Annotated in this window: 15 protein-coding genes, 1 tRNA gene and 1 other RNA gene; 13 read left to right on the top strand and 4 right to left on the bottom strand. The window is 36.2% G+C overall.

Annotated elements, in window-relative coordinates:
* Position 1: 1 nt before the first annotated feature.
* The 4 genes from ffs (at position 2) to OTK01_RS10765 (ending at position 4,285) form a co-directional block, all read left to right on the top strand.
* Positions 2-272, top strand: an RNA gene (ffs, locus tag OTK01_RS10780) — signal recognition particle sRNA large type.
* 130 nt (positions 273-402) lie between these two features.
* A complete protein-coding gene (locus OTK01_RS10775) occupies positions 403-810 on the top strand; it encodes a hypothetical protein (protein WP_029228604.1) in 408 nt (135 codons plus the stop codon).
* 150 nt (positions 811-960) lie between these two features.
* The gene (locus tag OTK01_RS10770; protein WP_029228605.1) at positions 961-2,637 is read left to right on the top strand and encodes a GGDEF domain-containing protein; all 1,677 of its coding nucleotides are present in this window, start codon (positions 961-963) and stop codon (positions 2,635-2,637) included.
* Positions 2,621-4,285: a nucleoside kinase gene (locus tag OTK01_RS10765; RefSeq protein WP_029228606.1), complete on the top strand. Its 1,665-nt coding sequence runs from the start codon at positions 2,621-2,623 to the stop codon at positions 4,283-4,285. The genes OTK01_RS10770 and OTK01_RS10765 overlap by 17 nt, the downstream gene beginning before the upstream one ends.
* Positions 4,286-4,336: 51 nt before the next feature.
* Here OTK01_RS10765 and OTK01_RS10760 read toward each other — a convergent pair whose 3' ends face one another.
* Positions 4,337-5,215 carry a hypothetical protein gene (locus tag OTK01_RS10760; RefSeq protein WP_029228607.1) on the bottom strand — a complete coding sequence of 293 codons (879 nt, stop codon included), beginning with the start codon at positions 5,213-5,215 and terminating at the stop codon, positions 4,337-4,339.
* 191 nt (positions 5,216-5,406) lie between these two features.
* Between OTK01_RS10760 and OTK01_RS10755 the strand changes: the two genes are divergently transcribed.
* Complete coding sequence (locus tag OTK01_RS10755) at positions 5,407-7,095, top strand: FAD-dependent oxidoreductase (RefSeq protein ID WP_029228608.1); 1,689 nt, start codon at positions 5,407-5,409, stop codon at positions 7,093-7,095.
* On the opposite strand, the gene OTK01_RS10750 is transcribed toward OTK01_RS10755, so the two are convergent.
* Entirely contained in the window at positions 7,069-7,674 is a 606-nt protein-coding gene (locus tag OTK01_RS10750; protein WP_029228609.1) for a DedA family protein, read from the bottom strand. The two genes, OTK01_RS10755 and OTK01_RS10750, sit on opposite strands and share 27 nt — an antisense overlap.
* Positions 7,675-7,986: 312 nt before the next feature.
* On the opposite strand from OTK01_RS10750, the gene OTK01_RS10745 reads away from it, so the two are divergent.
* The 4 genes from OTK01_RS10745 to OTK01_RS10730 all read left to right on the top strand — a co-directional run bounded on the left by OTK01_RS10745 (position 7,987) and on the right by OTK01_RS10730 (position 11,313).
* On the top strand, positions 7,987-9,015 hold the full coding sequence (locus OTK01_RS10745) for a ubiquitin-like domain-containing protein (RefSeq protein ID WP_029228610.1): 1,029 nt from the start codon (positions 7,987-7,989) through the stop codon (positions 9,013-9,015).
* 210 nt (positions 9,016-9,225) lie between these two features.
* The gene (locus tag OTK01_RS10740; protein ID WP_013431928.1) at positions 9,226-10,119 is read left to right on the top strand and encodes a beta-1,2-mannobiose phosphorylase; all 894 of its coding nucleotides are present in this window, start codon (positions 9,226-9,228) and stop codon (positions 10,117-10,119) included.
* Positions 10,120-10,193: 74 nt separating this feature from the next.
* The gene (locus tag OTK01_RS10735) at positions 10,194-11,171 is read left to right on the top strand and encodes a zinc-dependent alcohol dehydrogenase family protein (RefSeq protein ID WP_029228611.1); all 978 of its coding nucleotides are present in this window, start codon (positions 10,194-10,196) and stop codon (positions 11,169-11,171) included.
* A gap of 50 nt (positions 11,172-11,221) precedes the next feature.
* Positions 11,222-11,313, top strand: a tRNA-Ser gene (locus OTK01_RS10730).
* Positions 11,314-11,377: 64 nt separating this feature from the next.
* Here OTK01_RS10730 and OTK01_RS10725 read toward each other — a convergent pair.
* Together OTK01_RS10725 and OTK01_RS10720 are read right to left on the bottom strand one after the other, a co-directional pair.
* Positions 11,378-12,250, bottom strand: a complete 873-nt coding sequence (locus OTK01_RS10725; protein ID WP_014042959.1) for a sensor histidine kinase — start codon at positions 12,248-12,250, stop codon at positions 11,378-11,380.
* Positions 12,237-12,743: a hypothetical protein gene (locus tag OTK01_RS10720; protein WP_029228612.1), complete on the bottom strand. Its 507-nt coding sequence runs from the start codon at positions 12,741-12,743 to the stop codon at positions 12,237-12,239. Before OTK01_RS10720 ends, OTK01_RS10725 begins: the two co-directional genes overlap by 14 nt.
* A gap of 107 nt (positions 12,744-12,850) precedes the next feature.
* On the opposite strand from OTK01_RS10720, the gene OTK01_RS10715 reads away from it, so the two are divergent.
* The 4 genes from OTK01_RS10715 to OTK01_RS10700 are packed head-to-tail and all read left to right on the top strand — an operon-like array spanning position 12,851 to position 16,803.
* Positions 12,851-13,747 carry a DUF2156 domain-containing protein gene (locus OTK01_RS10715; protein ID WP_029228613.1) on the top strand — a complete coding sequence of 299 codons (897 nt, stop codon included), beginning with the start codon at positions 12,851-12,853 and terminating at the stop codon, positions 13,745-13,747.
* A 56-nt stretch (positions 13,748-13,803) separates the two neighbouring features.
* On the top strand, positions 13,804-14,805 hold the full coding sequence (locus OTK01_RS10710) for a CotS family spore coat protein (RefSeq protein ID WP_029228614.1): 1,002 nt from the start codon (positions 13,804-13,806) through the stop codon (positions 14,803-14,805).
* Positions 14,796-15,764: a protein kinase family protein gene (locus OTK01_RS10705; protein ID WP_029228615.1), complete on the top strand. Its 969-nt coding sequence runs from the start codon at positions 14,796-14,798 to the stop codon at positions 15,762-15,764. The genes OTK01_RS10710 and OTK01_RS10705 overlap by 10 nt, the downstream gene beginning before the upstream one ends.
* A 46-nt stretch (positions 15,765-15,810) precedes the next feature.
* Positions 15,811-16,803, top strand: coding sequence for a CotS family spore coat protein (locus tag OTK01_RS10700; RefSeq protein ID WP_013431935.1), 993 nt, complete (start codon positions 15,811-15,813; stop codon positions 16,801-16,803).
* Positions 16,804-16,857: the final 54 nt, after the last annotated feature.

The following is a 16,857-nucleotide window of genomic DNA, read 5'->3' as shown; positions in this document are numbered from 1 at the left end:
GCTGTGCTATGACGGGGAGGTAGCGGTGCCCTGTAACCCGCAATCCGCTATAGCGGGGTCGAATAGCCAGACTGAGGTATAACCCTTTTGGCATTGAGGGCAGGCCGGGGTGAGGATGGTTGTGTCCTGCGCAACGCGAGGGCTGTGAACCCCGCCAGGTCCGGAAGGAAGCAACGGTAAGCAGTTTTTCGCGTGTGCCGCAGGGGTGCATGACAGGAGCCTGTCGGGTCTGCTATTTCACCAGGAGGGTTATATCGAAGCTGGTCGCACAGCCATTTTATTTTTTATATTTTTTCCAGGAAGATAAATCTAAAAGTTAATAATTTTATTGACAGGTACTTAATTATAGAATATAATATACAAAAATATAACAAAGGATTACAAAGGGAGGATACGATGCAAATGATAGTTCTTGAAGGACATGAACTTGTGACCTCCCAAGCACTGACAGTTCTAAAACCCTATGTAGGCGAAGCTCATCTTATCTCAAGTATTCTTGTTCTTACGCGTCTTCTTGAGCTTGAGAAGTTTTCTTTTTTTGGAAGTGAAAAGTCTTACCAGTGGCTCAAAAGGCTTCTTTTTCCAAACGTTTGCATAGAGTTCTGGCAGGAATCTCTTGACATTGTGTTTATCGATGTTACTGCTATAAAAGAACACTTTATAGATTTAAAGCATTTCAAAGCTTGGGTTGAGGCTTTGCATGCAAGTAAAAAAATCTTGCTCTATGAACTTTTCGCGGAAGGAAGTTCCCTCTTTGACCTGAGCAACTTTATCCTAATTGCTGATGAGATATTCAGAGTAGAAGAATAAAGAATTGGTCGAAAACCAAGGGAGATTTTCAAAAGTCTCCCTTTTAAATTTTTTATGAAGTAGAGTATAATAAAATCAATCCCTTCTTTTTCGGGAATATATTTAATATAGTGATTGAATGTACAGAACAAAATAAAGGAATGAGATATTGTGAGTGCTCAATTAGAATTTTGCCTTTACAAACTGTTTGAAATAGTTGGAGTTGTTGCAGTAAGTGGAATATTTATTGTGTCAGCATTTCTTGGTAAAGAAATAAAAAATACGCTAATTTATAGCTTTAGAAAGGTTTTTTTGTCACTTGTGGTTTTCAAATTCTTATATGTCCTAAATTTGGAGAAAGAAACAATAAGTAGCTTGGAAGGTATTCAAGCGCTTGTCTTTTTGAACATCTTTTCAAAGCTTCTTGTAATATATGCGCTTGTGTTTTCTGTTTTATGCAAAGAAAAATTAAAAGATTTCCTGTCAAAAACCTCACTGTGGATAAATGCAGCACTGATATTTATTGTTTTGTTGATATTTGAAAAAATAAAGGGTCAGAAGATTCCTGTTTTTTTACATTCTCAAACCTCTGCAAGTAGTTTGTACATTTTCAGCGAAGTTCTTATAGCAGTTGGTATTTTGGTGCTGATATATATGAGCTTTACTAACTTTTATTTCAAGCAAACAAAAAGCTTTAAAGTCTTTGTCTTAGCTTTTGCAGTTGGAGAAATAGTTCTAGCACTCTTTAAGAGGAAAGGGGTTCTTTTTTCAGAAGCAATCCAAAATGGAGCTATGCTTTACCTCTTTGTTGCTATCTTTCTTGTGATAGCAATGCAGAGAGTTAGGTTTTTACACAGCTTGGCAAAATTCAGCACAGAAGTCTTGAAAGAGAGGCTTGATATACAAAAGAGCTTTGAACTTCTTGTTGAATTCATCTATGAAGCGTATTCAAAGACATTTCCAAGAATTTGTTTTTATTACCAGGAGGAAGATGGGGATTATAAGCTTATTGTATCCAGAGATGAGAGTACACAGGATGACTTTGAAGATATTGATATAGAAATAAAAATTGACCAAAAGGTTACACAGATAACACAAATCAGTGTATTTACTATAAATGAATTCGAGAGTATGCTTGAATGTAAGGCTTTGAAGAATAAGATATCTCAAGTCTATCAGAGTGTAGTATATGTTCCTGTTCACAGATATAACAGGCTTGTAGGTTTTTTGATTTGCTATACAAAAATAAAAGACTTTAAAATGACTGATGAACTCAAAGATGGTCTTACAATCTTTATGAATTTTTCTCAGGCTCTTCTTTCTCAGATTGAGAGAATTGAGAAGATAAGGAATTTATCCACAGAGGATGAGCTTACAGGTCTTTACAACAGAAGGTACTTTATAAAGGAGTTGATTTTAGAGTCAATAGCTGCAGATAGGTACAAAAACAAGTTTTGTGTAGCTTTCTTCGATATGGATAATCTAAAACTTTTGAACGATTTTTACGGACATAGCGTGGGAGACAAAGCTATAAGGATGATTGGAAGAATTATAAGGGACAACACAAGAAAGACAGACATTCCAGCAAGGCTTGGAGGAGATGAATTTGCTGTTATATTCAAAAATTGCAGCAAAGATGCTATAGAAGATAGAATTAAAAATATAAAAGAATTGATTGAAAAAGAATCAGAGCTACAGCTTCCCAAAAAGATAAGAGTAAGCTGTGGAGTTGCTGTGTATCCAGACGATACAACCAGCCTTGATGAGCTTCTTAAGATTGCTGATATGAGAATGTACGACGAGAAACTAAAAAGCAAAGGGGGCGACTTTGATGCAGAAAGGCAGTAACACTGTCAGGATATTTTTTGAAGATGCAAATGTATATGAAGATGTAGAGGTTGGGGCAAATCTTTTGAGCTTTGTTCCAAGGTTTGAAAGTTATTTTAAATCTCCTATAGTTGCTGCAAAGGTTGACAATGAGATAAAAGAGTTAAAATATGTAATCTCAAGAGATTGCAAAGTAAAGTTTATTGACATGACACAGGAAGATGGTATGAGGATTTACAGAAGGAGCCTCATTTTTGTTTTGATTGTTGCAACTAGGATGCTTTTTAAAGAAGCTGTGAATGTTCAGCATTCTCTTTCAAAAGGGCTTTACTGTGAGGTTGAAAACAGAAAGCTAAGTAGCCATGACATAGAGCTTATAAAACAAAAGATGAAATGGATAGTTGAGCAGGATTTTCAATTCAGGAGAGAAAAGGTGTCAAAAGATGAAGCTGTGAGACTTTTTGAAGAAAAAGGGTTTTATGATAAAGCAAGAACAATAAAGTTTTCGGAAAACGAGCATGTGTATATTTACTACTGTGGAGATTATGTTGATTACTTTTATGGTCACCTGGTACCCTCCACAGGATATCTTAAAATTTTTGACCTGATTCAGTACCACGACGGTATGGTGCTTTTGTACCCTGATAAGTCAGACCCGTTTAAGCTTCAAGAGTTTATTGAGAACAAGAAACTGTTTGCAGTATACCATGAGTACAAAAACTGGGGCAGGATACTTGGGGTAAGTAGCGTTGGTGAGCTCAATGAAGTGATAGCAAGTGGGAAGATAAGAGAGTTTATAAGAGTCTCAGAGGCTCTTCACGAAAAAAAGATTGCATATTTGGCTGACCAGATTTCGCAAAATCCGCTGATAAAAGTTGTTTTGATATCCGGACCTTCATCATCCGGAAAGACAACCTTTGCACAAAGGCTTTCTATTCAGCTAAAAGTTAATGGCAAAAACCCTGTTTATATAGGTCTTGATGACTATTTCTTTGAAGATAAAGTTCCACTTGACGAAAATGGCAAGCCTGACTATGAATCGATTGAAGCTATTGATGTTGAGCTTTTCAATAAACAGCTAAAGGACTTGTTAGAGGGCAAGGAGGTTGTGCTGCCACGGTTTAATTTCGTAGAGCGAAAAAGGACGTTTGAAAGACCTGTCAAGCTTGAAAAGAACGACATAATAATAATTGAAGGAATACATGGTCTAAACAGCAGACTAACTCCAATGATACCTGACGAAAACAAGTTCAAAATATATGTGAGTGCCCTGACACACCTGAACCTTGACAAGCACAACAGAATCCAAACTACAGACTACAGGATATTAAGACGAATTGTAAGAGATGCAAGGACAAGAGGCGCGTCTGCTAAAAGAACAATTTCTATGTGGCCGTCTGTTAGAAACGGCGAGGAGAAAAACATTTTTCCATACCAGGAGATGGCAGATGCCATGTTCAATTCGGCGCTAATTTATGAGCTTGCGGTTTTGAAAAAATATGCTGTGCCGCTGCTCAGGACAATCACAAGAGAAGATGAGGAATATAGCGAAGCACAAAGACTTTTGCATTTTTTGAGCTTCATTCTTCCAATTGAGGATGAAAGGGAAATTCCACCACAATCTATCATAAGAGAGTTCATTGGAGGATCTTGCTTTTATGACTTTTAGAAAAAAGAAAAGGGGCTTTTTGGGATATTTTCCCTCAAGCCCCTTATGTTTTTAGAATGTCGCATTTGTTGAAGAGCTATTTGTGTTCTGGTTTATTCCCTGATTTGGCCAAAATCCTCTCATCTTAAATCCAAATCCACCCATCTTGCTACCATCCATTCCTGCAGCGCCTTTAAATTTTCTGCCAAATCCTCGTGGAGCAAATCCCTTTGAAAGGTCCCAGTTTGAGATTTTTGTTTTAACAGCTTCTTTCATTTTGTCTGCCTGATCTTTTGTTATTTTACCTTCCTGCAGGAGCTTTTCAATCTTTGCTGTTTGCATTGAGATTAATTTGTTTTTGAAGTCTGATTCAGAGATATTCTTGGACTTGATTAGGTCTGCAATGGTTTTTCCATTTTTCAGCTCATTTAAAAGACTATCCTTTGTCATGCCGAGGATTGTAGCAATGTCACTGAACATATCGAGGTTATAAATATCTTTTGAAAATGCTTTGACTTTAAAACCAAAGAAAGTTAGCTTTCCGTCCCAGCTGTCTATCTTCTGTTTTAAACTTTGCTTTAGCTGTGATGCTTTGTCGCTTGTTATTTTATTGTTTTTAACAGCTTCATCAATCTTTGCATAAAGGCTTTCTAAAAGCTTTGATTTGAACTGGTCAAGTGTCAGACCTTTGTCCTTTAAGATGTCTGTGAAAGACTTTCCGCTCTGAATCTGTTTTTGAATATCCTCTTTTTTCATGCCAAGGATGTTCTCAATTGTGCCAGCAATGTCAAGGTTTAAACCCGAATAATTTTTTCCAAAACATAGTTTTGTGAGATTACCCTTGAAAACTGTTGGGAGATTTGCTTTTGAAGACCCTGCAAATGCAAGGCTTACACTTAAAATCAGGATTGTAATAAGTCCTATACCAATTATTGTCTTTATCCTTTTCACAAAATATCACCTCTTTTCATTTTGAATTTTCTTTCAATTATATTATCCCACATAAAATTGGATTTTGTGTTTCGCAATTGTAAAAATATTTTTAAGGAAAATTTTTACACAAAGATGTGTTTTTAAATGGATAGCAAAAGGGTATATAAGAATCGAAAAAAGAGTTTTAAAAAGGATGGTGAAAATAAAAGATGAAGTATATAGTGATTGGTGCTGTTGCAGGTGGGATGACAGCTGCAATGAAGATAAGACGAAATGATGACAAAGCTGAAATTATTGTATATGACAAAGACACTGACATATCATATTCTGGTTGTTCTCTTGCATACTATATTTCGGGTGTGATAGATAACAGGAAAAGCATTGTTCCAAGAGATAGTCAATATTTCAAAAAATTCAATGTTGATGTGAAGACAGCTCATGAGGTTTTAAAAGTGGATGTGCAAAATAAGAAAGTGATTGTCAGGGATTTGGGTACTGGAAATATCTTTGAAGATAGTTTCGACAAGTTAATTATTGCAACAGGAGCACATCCTGTGATACCCCAGATTGATGGCACGCATCTTGAGGGCATATTTGTCCTTCGAAATGTCAAGGATGCAGATAGAATAAAAGAGTTTATAAACACCTATTTTCCCAAGAAAGCCTTGATAGTTGGTGGTGGGTACATTGGACTTGAAATGGCAGAGGCTTTGAAGGTTTTGGGGATGGATGTGTGCATTGTGGAAAAACAGGAAAATATTCTTCCAAACTTGGATAGTGACATGGCAAGGCTTGTTGAGAGCTATCTTGAACAAAAAGGTGTTATGATAAAAAAGAGCACCTCGGTTTTGAGGTTTGAAGGAGACAAGAGAGTAAAAAGAGCCATTTTGAGCGATGGAAGCAAGATGGACATAGACTTTGTTTTGCTTGCAGTGGGAGTAAGACCTTCTACCCAGTTTTTGGAAGGAAGTGGTATACAGCTTTTGCCAAATGGAGCTATCAAGGTTGATGAGTATATGAGGACAAACATTGAAGGAATCTTTGCAGCAGGTGACTGTGCTGCTGTGTATTTCAAGCTAAATGGCAAAACCATGTACGTGCCACTAGGATCTACTGCAAACAAGATGGGAAGAATAGCAGGTGAAAATGCAACAGGTGGTAGCATGAAGTTCAGTGGCATTTTAGCAACATCGATTTTTAAAGTATTTGACCTTACAGTTGCACAAACAGGTTACACAGAGAAGATGGCACAACAGGATGGAATTGAGTATGAGGTAGGGCACATTACAAAACCACATATAACAACAGCGTATCCCGGTGCTGAGAATATGACTATAAAAGCAATTGCAGAACTCAGTTCACGAAAAATTATAGGTGCTCAAATTGTTGGCACAAAAGGAGTTGACAAGAGAATTGACGTTTTGGCGACAGCAATCTTTGCAGGGCTCACAACAGATGACCTTTTCCAGCTTGATTTAGCTTATGCACCGCCATTTTCGTCTGCAAAAGACCCTGTTCACTATGTAGGCATGGTTATGTCAAACTTTCTTGACAAGAGAAAGTTTAACTGTACTCAAGAAAAGCTTTTGGAAAAGATGCAAAAAGGAGAAGATTTTGTTGTTCTGGATGTTAGAACACCTGATCAGTATAAAGTCAAGCACATAAAGGGTGCTGTAAATATTCCTCTTGAGATGCTGCAAAATAAAATGAATCTGCTTCCAAAAGACAAGCAGATAATTGTGTATTGTAACAGCGGGGTAAGTTCAAATATTGCCCAAAATATCCTTCAGCAAAATGGGTTTAGAAAGGTTTATAACCTTTCAGGTGGTATTTCGAACGTGACTTTAGAACAGCTGCTTGAGAGAAGTACCTCAAATTCGTCTCCTTCTTCTCCATAGCTTTAAAAATATGGTCCACGCTATTATCACAATACAAACTAACCCTAAAATAGCAAGCCAGAAAAGATGTGTGTCTTTTTTGTAAAGGAATTTGAAAAAGCTAAACCCATACCAATAAAAATACACATAGAACGTTGCCCAGATAGTATTTCCAATAAATGAAGATATGACATATTCATAGAAATTCATTTTACTAATTCCTGCCAAGAAAATAACGGGGGTGCGCGGAACTCCTATTATTCTTGCTACTGGCACAGCAAATATTCCATACTTTACAAAAAAGCTATTGACGCTCTCAAGCGTCTCTTTTTTTATTCTCAAAAGCCTCTCAAAAAATTTTATTATTTTCTTTCTGCCACTTCTGAGAAGAATGTTCACAGCAACATTTCCACAAAGATTTCCCAGAGATATCACCATTATCAATGTAAAAGGAGTGAATTTGCGAGAGTTTAAAAGTGCAACTGCGCCAAGGTAAGCAATCTGGGTTGGGAATGGAATCCCAAGTCCCTCTACAGCCAGTATCAAAAATATTCCCCAAAGTCCAAACCTATCAACCATGTATTTCAAAAGTTCAATCATATTTCCATCATCTCTTAAAACAAGTTTTTACACTATCTATTTTACTCTTTTTTTCATAGAATAAACAGAAAACAAAAAAGAGCATTCAAACCAATAAAATACTCTTAAGACACACAAATGGCATAAAAATTAGTTTAAAGTTGATAAAATTTTTGTATAGAATATGGGCAAAAGGTATAAAATTCATATATGAAAGGTGTTGCAAGTCAAGAAAATTTCTTGACTTTTAAGGTGATTTGACAAAAAATTTTTTTTAAATTAAAATAACAAAGAAGTTTTTGCTAAACAAATCCATTTTGTAGGAGGTTGATTATGAATAAATTCAAGTGCCTTGTGGCAAGGCCAAGGGATATGAAGAAGCTTATCCTGGCTTTTGTCATTGTATTTGTTTTGTCAGTCCTGCTTGGCGCCATGACTGCACAGGCACTGGTGAAAGAAGTTAGCATAACAATCGACGGCAAGACATTTTATTATAAAACCATCAAGTCCACAGTAAGAGAGGTTTTAGAAGAAAATCAAATTTACTTGACAAAAGATGACTATGTCTCGCCTTCTTTGGACTCAAAAATAAATGAGAATATCCAGATAATAATAAAAAGAGCTTTTGAAGTGAAAATACTTGTTGGCGACGTGGAAAAGGTTGTGTATATTCCAAGCGGTACTGTTGAGGATGCAATAAAAAAAGCAGGGATTGTCCTTGGAAAGTTGGACAAGGTAAATCTTCCTCTTTCTCAGCTTCTTGACAAGCCTACTGTCATTAAAATTACTAAGGTAACAGAGAAGGTGGTTGTGGAAAAACAAAAGATACCTTTCAGTACAGTTACAAAGATGAACTACAATATGGACTACGGGAAGCAAAAGGTTGTCCAGCAAGGGCAGGATGGTGTCAAAGAAAGAAGATATAAAGTTATTTTGGAAGATGGTAGAGAAGTTGAGAGAAAATTGCTTGAGGAAAGAGTTGTCAAAGCTCCAAAGCCTAGGATTGTTGAAGTTGGAGCAATAAGGTGGTTCAAGACGTCAAGAGGAGAGGTGGTCAGATACAGAAAAGTCTATACAATGATAGCAACTGCATATTCTTTGACCCCGAGTGATACAGGCAAAAGTCCATCTCACCCTGACTATGGCAGGACTGCAACAGGTCACAGAGTTCGGCGCGGTGTTGTTGCGGTTGACCCGCGGGTGATTCCGCTTGGGACAAGGCTTTATGTGGAAGGGTATGGTTTTGCAACAGCCCTTGACACAGGCTCTGCTATCAAGGGAAACAGAATAGATGTGTTTGTCGAAAAGGATGCGTATAAATTTGGTGTGCGGCGTGTAAAAGTTTATGTGCTTGCGAACTAAAAAATTGGAGAGAAAAAATAAGGCCTCCTTGACAAAAAGGAGGCTCTTTTGTTGTAAAAATGTAACATATCATTTTCCAAAATTTAAGGAAAGAAAATTACAGGTTATTTTTTCAATTGAAATTTTCATCGGTTGAATTAAAATTATGTGTTGAAGTTTCGAAAGAAAATTATGTGAGCAAAAAAACAAAAGGGGGCGCAAGATACTTTTATGTTTAAACTTCAAAGGGTGACAGACAAGCCAGTTTTAAAGCCAAAACAGGAAAATGAATGGGAGAGAGCAGCAGTTTTCAACGCAGCAGCAATATATCACAGAGGACTTTTTCATTTGATTTACAGAGCAACAAACATCCCACCTCACAAGGATTATGGTGAGTATGTATCTACCATAGGATATGCTGTGTCGACAGACGGTATTAACTTTTACAGACTTGACAAGCCTGTAATGGTTGCAGAAAACGACCAGGAAAGAAGAGGGATTGAAGACCCGCGCATAGTTGAGATTGATGGGACGTTTTACATGACATACACAGGTTTTGGTGGCAGGTATGATGGCGATTTTAGAATTATGCTTGCAAAGTCAAAGAACCTCATAAAATGGGAGAGAATGGGGGTTGCACTTGACGAGCCCAACAAAGATGCAGCTCTTTTTCCAGAAAAGATAAACGGCAGGTATGTTATGTTTCACAGAAGATATCCGAACATGTGGCTTGCGTTTTCTGATGACATGATAAACTGGACAGACCATGTTGAGATAATGACTGTAAGAGAAAATTCATGGGAGAGTAGCCGAATAGGTATTGCAGGACCACCGATAAAGGTCAAGTTTGGCTGGCTGGTGATATACCACGCAGCAGACCATAAAAACGTGTACAGACTTGGAGCAGTACTTTTGGACGCAAAAGACCCAACAAAGATTCTATCACGCTTTTCAGAGCCAATTTTAGAACCCGAGCTTTCATGGGAAGTTGATGGTTACATACCTAATGTTGTTTTCAGCTGTGGTCATGCAGAGGTTGGCGATGAGGTCTGGGTATACTATGGTGGTGCTGACACTGTAATTGGAGTTGCAAAATTTAACAAGGAGAAGATAAAATTTGATTGAAGTGACCTGCAAATTAGTGATAAACTTTATAGTAGAAAACTAAAAACTTCATCAAAGAGGGTTTAAAAGAAAAAATGAAGGCAGCCATATTTTATGGTAAGAGAAACTTAAAAGTAGAAGATGTTAGCTTGCCTGTACTAAAAGAAGGAGAAATTTTAGTCAAGGTTGAGGCGTGCGGTATATGCGGCACTGATATCCATATATTTAACGGCGAAGAAGGGTCTGCAAAGGTTACACCGCCAATAGTGTTGGGTCATGAGTTTTGTGGCACTGTTATTGATACAAAATCTAAGCTTTTCAATGTAGGAGACAAGGTGAGCATTGACCCTAACATCTACTGTGGAGTGTGCAGGTTTTGTAGAAGTGGAAGGCCTCAGCTTTGCGAAAACTTAACTGCACTTGGGGTGAACATAAACGGCGGGTTTGCGGAGTATGCCGTTGTGCCCGAGAAACAGGCGATAAAATTTGATAACATAGATTTTGCTGAGGCGGCACTGGCAGAACCTCTTGCTTGCTGTCTTCATGGTCTTGAGAAGATAAAGATTTTTCCTACCGACAAAGTTTTAATAATAGGCTTTGGTCCGATTGGTCTTATAATGCTTGAGCTTGTAAAAATGTATGGGGCTGACAATATCTTTGGCTATGAAGTAGATGAGTTTAGAAAAAATGTTGCTAAAGATTATGGAGTTAAAGCTATTGTTGATGAAGATTGCAGTGAAGAAAGCTTTGATGTGGTAATAGAGTGTGCAGGGACAAAAGAGAGTATCGAAATGGCGTTTAAAAAGCTGGGAAAAGGTGGCAGAGTTTTGGTTTTTTCTGTACCATCACCGACCGTAGCTACTGAAATTTGTCCATTTGAGATGTTCAGAAAGGAAGCACAGATTTTTTGGTCGTTTGTGAACCCATTTACACAAAAGCTTGCAATTGAACTTTTGCAACAAGGGAAGATAAACTTAAAACATGTTATCACACACAAAATTTCACTTGATGAGCTACTTGAGGCACTTTCAAAAAAGTTTGAGAATCAACTAAAAGTGATTGTCCAACCTTGACAAGCTCAAAAGCTTTGGGTATAATAAATAATGTGCCATTTAGAGGGTGCGGAGAAGTACTCAAGTGGTGAAGAGGCGCCCCTGCTAAGGGCGTAGGTCGGGTAAAACCGGCGCGAGGGTTCGAGTCCCTCCTTCTCCGCCAGGAAATGAAAGTAAAGCTTAAGTTAAAATAAAAATATAACCTCTTCAAGTGCAAACTGAAGAGGTTATATTTTTTTTGGCAGTGTGACTGTAAAGGTTGTGTATCCTTCTTCCATTTTGTCAAGAGCTCTGTACTCTGAAAAAACATCAATTTTGCCTTTATATTTCTCCACTGTTGATTTTACAATAAAAAGACCCAGACCGCTTGAATTTTTTGTGGAGTATCCGAGTTCAAATATTTTATCCTTTTTACATTTGTCTATGTATGACCCTGAATTTGTTACTGTAATTTTAATTTGATTACCTTCGTCTTCTATATTAAGTCCGACGTATTTTGACAATGAAGATTTTGCATAGTAAAATGCGTTGTCAATTAAGTTCCCGCAGATGTTTATAAGGTCCATTGAATCAAACTTGAGATTGCTAAAGTCTACGCTGTAATGGAATTCAAAATTTATATCATATTTTTCAGCCAAGGCACTTTTTGCAAATATCAAGGCAGAAAGCTCTGCACATCCAAGCCCGTAAAATTTTGATGTATTTTTGAGGTTTTCGCTGATTTGCTCAATATAACGTACAGCGTCATTGTATTTTCCAACACAAATAAGCCCCCATATAATTTGAAGGTGATTGTTAAACTCATGTCTCTGGGCTCTTAAGATGTTTATGAAGTTGTCCAGCGATTTTATATTGTCTTTATAAACTTGTGTTGTCTTTAGAATGCTTAGGGCTGAAAAAAGGTTTTTGACAGTGTACAAATTTAAGATTGCAAGCAGAGTAAAAGAATATATAACAAGTGTTCTTTGCCATTGAGGTATCTTTTGATGTTTTATGAATTCTGTATTTATAAAGTATATCGAATAGATGAGCAAAAACATAATAAGGGCAAGCAAAAAAAGCATTGATATCAAAAGCTTTATATGCTCATTTTTCTTCATACTTGACCTCATTCCCTTTATCAAGATGCGATGGCAGTATTTTGCAAATCTCAAATACCAGATAGTTTCTACTCTTTATAACGGCAAGAAGCACACTCATGATGGCTATCTCAATTACAAGTGTCGTGATATCACATGCAAACACCGATGGTGTGAGCGAAAGATTGTTGGCAATTGTACTTATTATTGAATAACCTCCAAATTTCAATGTCAGACACAAGGATTGCGAAATAAGCCCCAAAATGATACCATATAAGGGTAGAAGTCTGAGGTATAAGATATACAAAAGTATCAAGCACAATGTCATAAGTATAAGTCCCAGCATAAGATTTATATGGTTGCCAAATACAATGGTATCCCAGAAAGCTTGAATAAAACTCACAACCACAACTTTTTTTATGCTGTAACATATGCCAAACAAACTTAAAATCAGGCTTACAAGAAAAAATACTTTGAAGAAGTACAAACAGTACAACACTACATATGTAGCCATTGTCTACCATCCTTTATTTTTATGGATTGCAGAAACCTTCTATATGATATTATATATTTTATTTGTGTTTTATTCAAAACTTTTGTATCGATATGGGGGTAGAAAGTATGAAATTTTACAAAATAGACATTACACACAAAAGCATATTTGACCAATATTTTGCCGAATTTGAGCCTGAGATTGCTGACCTGACATTTACAAACCTTTTTATGTGGGACCCCTTTTATGATATTCATTTTACCGAAGAAGATGGATTTTTGCTCATCATGGCAAAGCCGTACAACCAGCCACCTTTTTTACATGGACCTGTGGGCAATGATTTAGACAAACTTCCCATTGTTATTGAAAAAGCCAGGAGATATTTTGAATCTGAAGGATATAATTTCATGATAAAGAGAGCTTCTAAAAAGACGGTAGATATGCTTTCTGCGTGTAAAATGGAGTTCAAAAGCATTTTTGAGAGAGACCTTTCTGACTATGTTTACAAAGTAGAGGATTTAGTAAATTTAAAAGGTAAAAAATATCATGCAAAGAAGAATCACATTAACAAGTTTTTAAGGCTATATTCAGGAAGGTACGAATGGAAAAAAGTAGATGAAGAAATTGTAAGACTTTGCTGGGACTTTGAATGTGAATGGTATGAAAAGAGAAACGGGAAAGAAGATATAGGGCTTACGTTTGAGAAAATGGCAATTGAAAGAGCAATAAGGAATTTTGATAAGCTCTCATATGAAGGTATGGTAATTTTTATTGATGGGAAAATAAAAGCCTTCACGTTTGGAGAGCCTTTAAATAAAAATACAGTGGTCATACATATAGAAAAGGCAGACCCGGATGTTGAAGGGCTTTATGCTTTTATTAACCAAAAATTTTTAGCAGAGTTTTGGCAGAATTTTGAGTTTGTAAACCGTGAAGAAGATTTAGGTAAGGAGGGGATAAGGAAGGCAAAGATGTCTTACCATCCCTTTAAGTTTGCCGAAAAGTTTACTATTCTTTTTGATTAACACTCAATACAGGTTTACCATATAATGAAATTGAGCTTTAAAAAAGATAGATTTTCATGGGAACACTTGAACTAAAGTTGGTTGAAGAGAATTATTCTATAAGGATAGAAAGAATAAAGCAAATAAAATCCAACGCCTATTTTGTAAAGACAAAAGATGGTAAAGAATATTTTTTGAAGGTCAGTAGAGTTGACAAAGAACATGTTGATTTTATTCTCAAGATTTTTTCACACCTGAAAAATACAAGTTTCAAAAGCCACCTGATTGATTTTCAGAAGACCATTGATGGTGGCTTTTATTTTTTAGATGAGCACAAAAAAGTTTATCTTCTATGTAAGTGGATAGATGGCAGAAGTGCAGATTTTAGAAATGTTTTTGACTTGAGAAGAGCAGTTTCAATCTTGCATCACCTTCATTTAGCCTCACTTTCTTTTGCTGAGGAAATGGAAGGCAGTTTTTATCCATCTTATCAGGAAGTGTTTCGGAGAAAGTATTCACAAGTTATCCAAATAAAGAATATTATACATCAAAAAGATAATATTGGCTATTTTGATGAGATATTCTTGAATGTTGTGAGCAGATTTGAAGACAGGTTTGTGGAAAGCATACATATGATGAAAAAAATAGAAGACTACTTCAAAGAAGAAAACCAGAGAGTATTAATTCATCATGACCCTGCTCATCACAATTTTATATTTTCTGAAAAAGGGATATATCTTATCGACTTCGATTATGCGATGGTAGATTATAGCGTACATGACTTTGTGAACCTCGGTGTGAGGGTTTTAAAAACAAATGATTGGGATATCAATGTATTTCGGATTTATTTAAAATGTCTGGACGATAAAAATATTATAAAGAAGTTCTGGCTTCAGACATTTTGGATTTTGATGTATTTCCCCCAGGAGATTTGGCAGGTAGGACTTCAGTACTATTTCGAAAAACAGCCGTGGACAGAAGAGTACTTTCTCAAAAGACTAAAAGGAGCAGAAAGAATACAAGCAGGAAAGGAGATGATAATAAATAAGATTGCAGGGGGGATTTTTAAATGGCATTGAAACAAAAATTTAAGCTTCACTATGGCTTTGACATAAAAGAGCTCAAGAAGTTCAAAGATGGCTTTCTGGTCAAGACAAGCAAAGCAGAATACCTTTTGAAAAAGACCAAAATGTCGCCTGCAGAAATTGTCTTTATATTTCACTGTCATCAGCATCTGAAAGACAACAAATTTGTTAATTTTGAGAAGATTGTTCCCACAAAAGATGGTTGTCCTTACCTGATATTTAACAGAAACACATATGTGCTCATAGAACATTTTAAAAAAGAGCCTATTGAGTTTTCTGAAAAACAACTGGCAAGTTTAGTAGAGTTTATAAATGCTTTTCATTCAGCTTCTAGCAACTTAAAATCTGCTGTAGGAGCACGATACAAGGTTCAATATGGAAAAGATAGAATTGCTGCACGAAATATGTATTCGATGTTCACCAAGCTAAAAGAAAATCCTCAGCTAATAAAAAGTGAAAGGCTTAGGAATATTATTTTGAGTACAATTGATACAAATATCGAATACGTAAAAAAAGCATTAGAAATTTTAGAAGATGATAGGTATCTTGAGGTGATATCGCGCAGCATGCAGGAAAATAGATTCATACATGGCAAACTTGCTATTTACAACATCCACAAATGTTACGGTAAATTAAGACTTGCCAATATGTTTGACTTAGAACTAAATGTCCGTGAAAAGGACATAGCCACGTTTGTGAAAAGCCTGCTCAAAATAGATAAAAATTTTGATTTTGAAGATTGCATAAGCAAATTTTATGTTACCTCATATGACAATTACAAAAAATGGTTAGTCTTAGCTATGATACTTCTGCCGTATGAGTATTTCTCTCTTCTCAAGAAAATTATTAGGTTTAGAGATTTGGACTGGGCATCTGAAGGATTTGAAGAGAAAATTAAAAGGATATGTGAAAAAGACCAGTACAAAGACAAAATATTAGCCTCCCTGCATTAAAAAAGGTGTTTGCTCATATAGTTTTTAATGGGAGGTGTTTTTTGTTATGATTGCTCTGAGAGAGGAGATAACTCAATTTTTTGATATAGAGGTTTTTTATTTTATGCCTATCCGTGACATTTTAGTTCTCTCCACCGACAGTGGGCTTAAATGTTTTAAAAGAGTAGACTATTCGGTGGAAACGCTTTTGTTTATTCACGGGGGCAAAGAACACCTTGTTTCAAGAGGATTTATAGACATTGACAGGTTTAACTTAAGCAAGGAAGGCCTGCCTTATGTTGTGTTGGGTGATGAAATCTATGTGCTGACAGATTGGATTGACGCAAGAGAATGTGAACTTGAAAATCCGATAGAACTGAAAGCTGCAACAGAAAAACTTGCTATGATGCACGAAGCCTCAATAGGATATACAAATGTTCCCGAAGGTGCAAGGGTCAGAGATGATTTGGGAAAGCTTCTTACAAGGTTTGAAAAGCGCTGCAACGAATTTTTGCGTATGAGAAAGATGGCAGAGAAAAAAAAGAGCATGTTTGATTACGAGTATCTATTTACATACTCATATTATTTTGACCTTGCAAAGGAAGCGCTTGAAAAACTTAAAAATTCAAATTACTTAAAACTTTGCGAGGAAGCAAAAGAAAAAAGAGGTTTCATTCACAGAGATTACTCTTACCACAACATTCTCTACACTCACGATGGTGATGTGTATATAATAGACTTTGATTATCTTACCTATGACCTTCGAATAGTTGACCTCACAAGCTTTATGCAAAAGGTGTTAAAAAGGATTCACTGGGATATAAAAACAGGTGAGAGTATCTTGAACTGGTATTCAAATGTATCGCCACTGAACAAAGACGAGCTAGAACTTGTCTATATAATCCTGCTTTTTCCCTACAGATATTGGAAAACATGCAACAGATATTATAATGGTAAAAAGAGCTGGTCAGAAAAAGCATTTACAAACAAGCTTCATGAAGTTATTGCAGAAAAAGAATTTCACTATGATTTTGTCAGGTGGCTTGAAAAACAGATATAAAAAGAAGGGGCAACAAAACCTGCTGTTTTTTAAGGTTTTATTGCCCCGTGTTTA

The organism is Caldicellulosiruptor acetigenus (assembly GCF_026914305.1).
In the GTDB taxonomy this organism is placed as follows: Bacteria; Bacillota; Thermoanaerobacteria; order Caldicellulosiruptorales; family Caldicellulosiruptoraceae; genus Caldicellulosiruptor; species Caldicellulosiruptor acetigenus.
The sequence above is the reverse complement of the archived record's forward strand: the minus strand, read 5'-3'. Positions and strand labels throughout refer to the sequence as shown.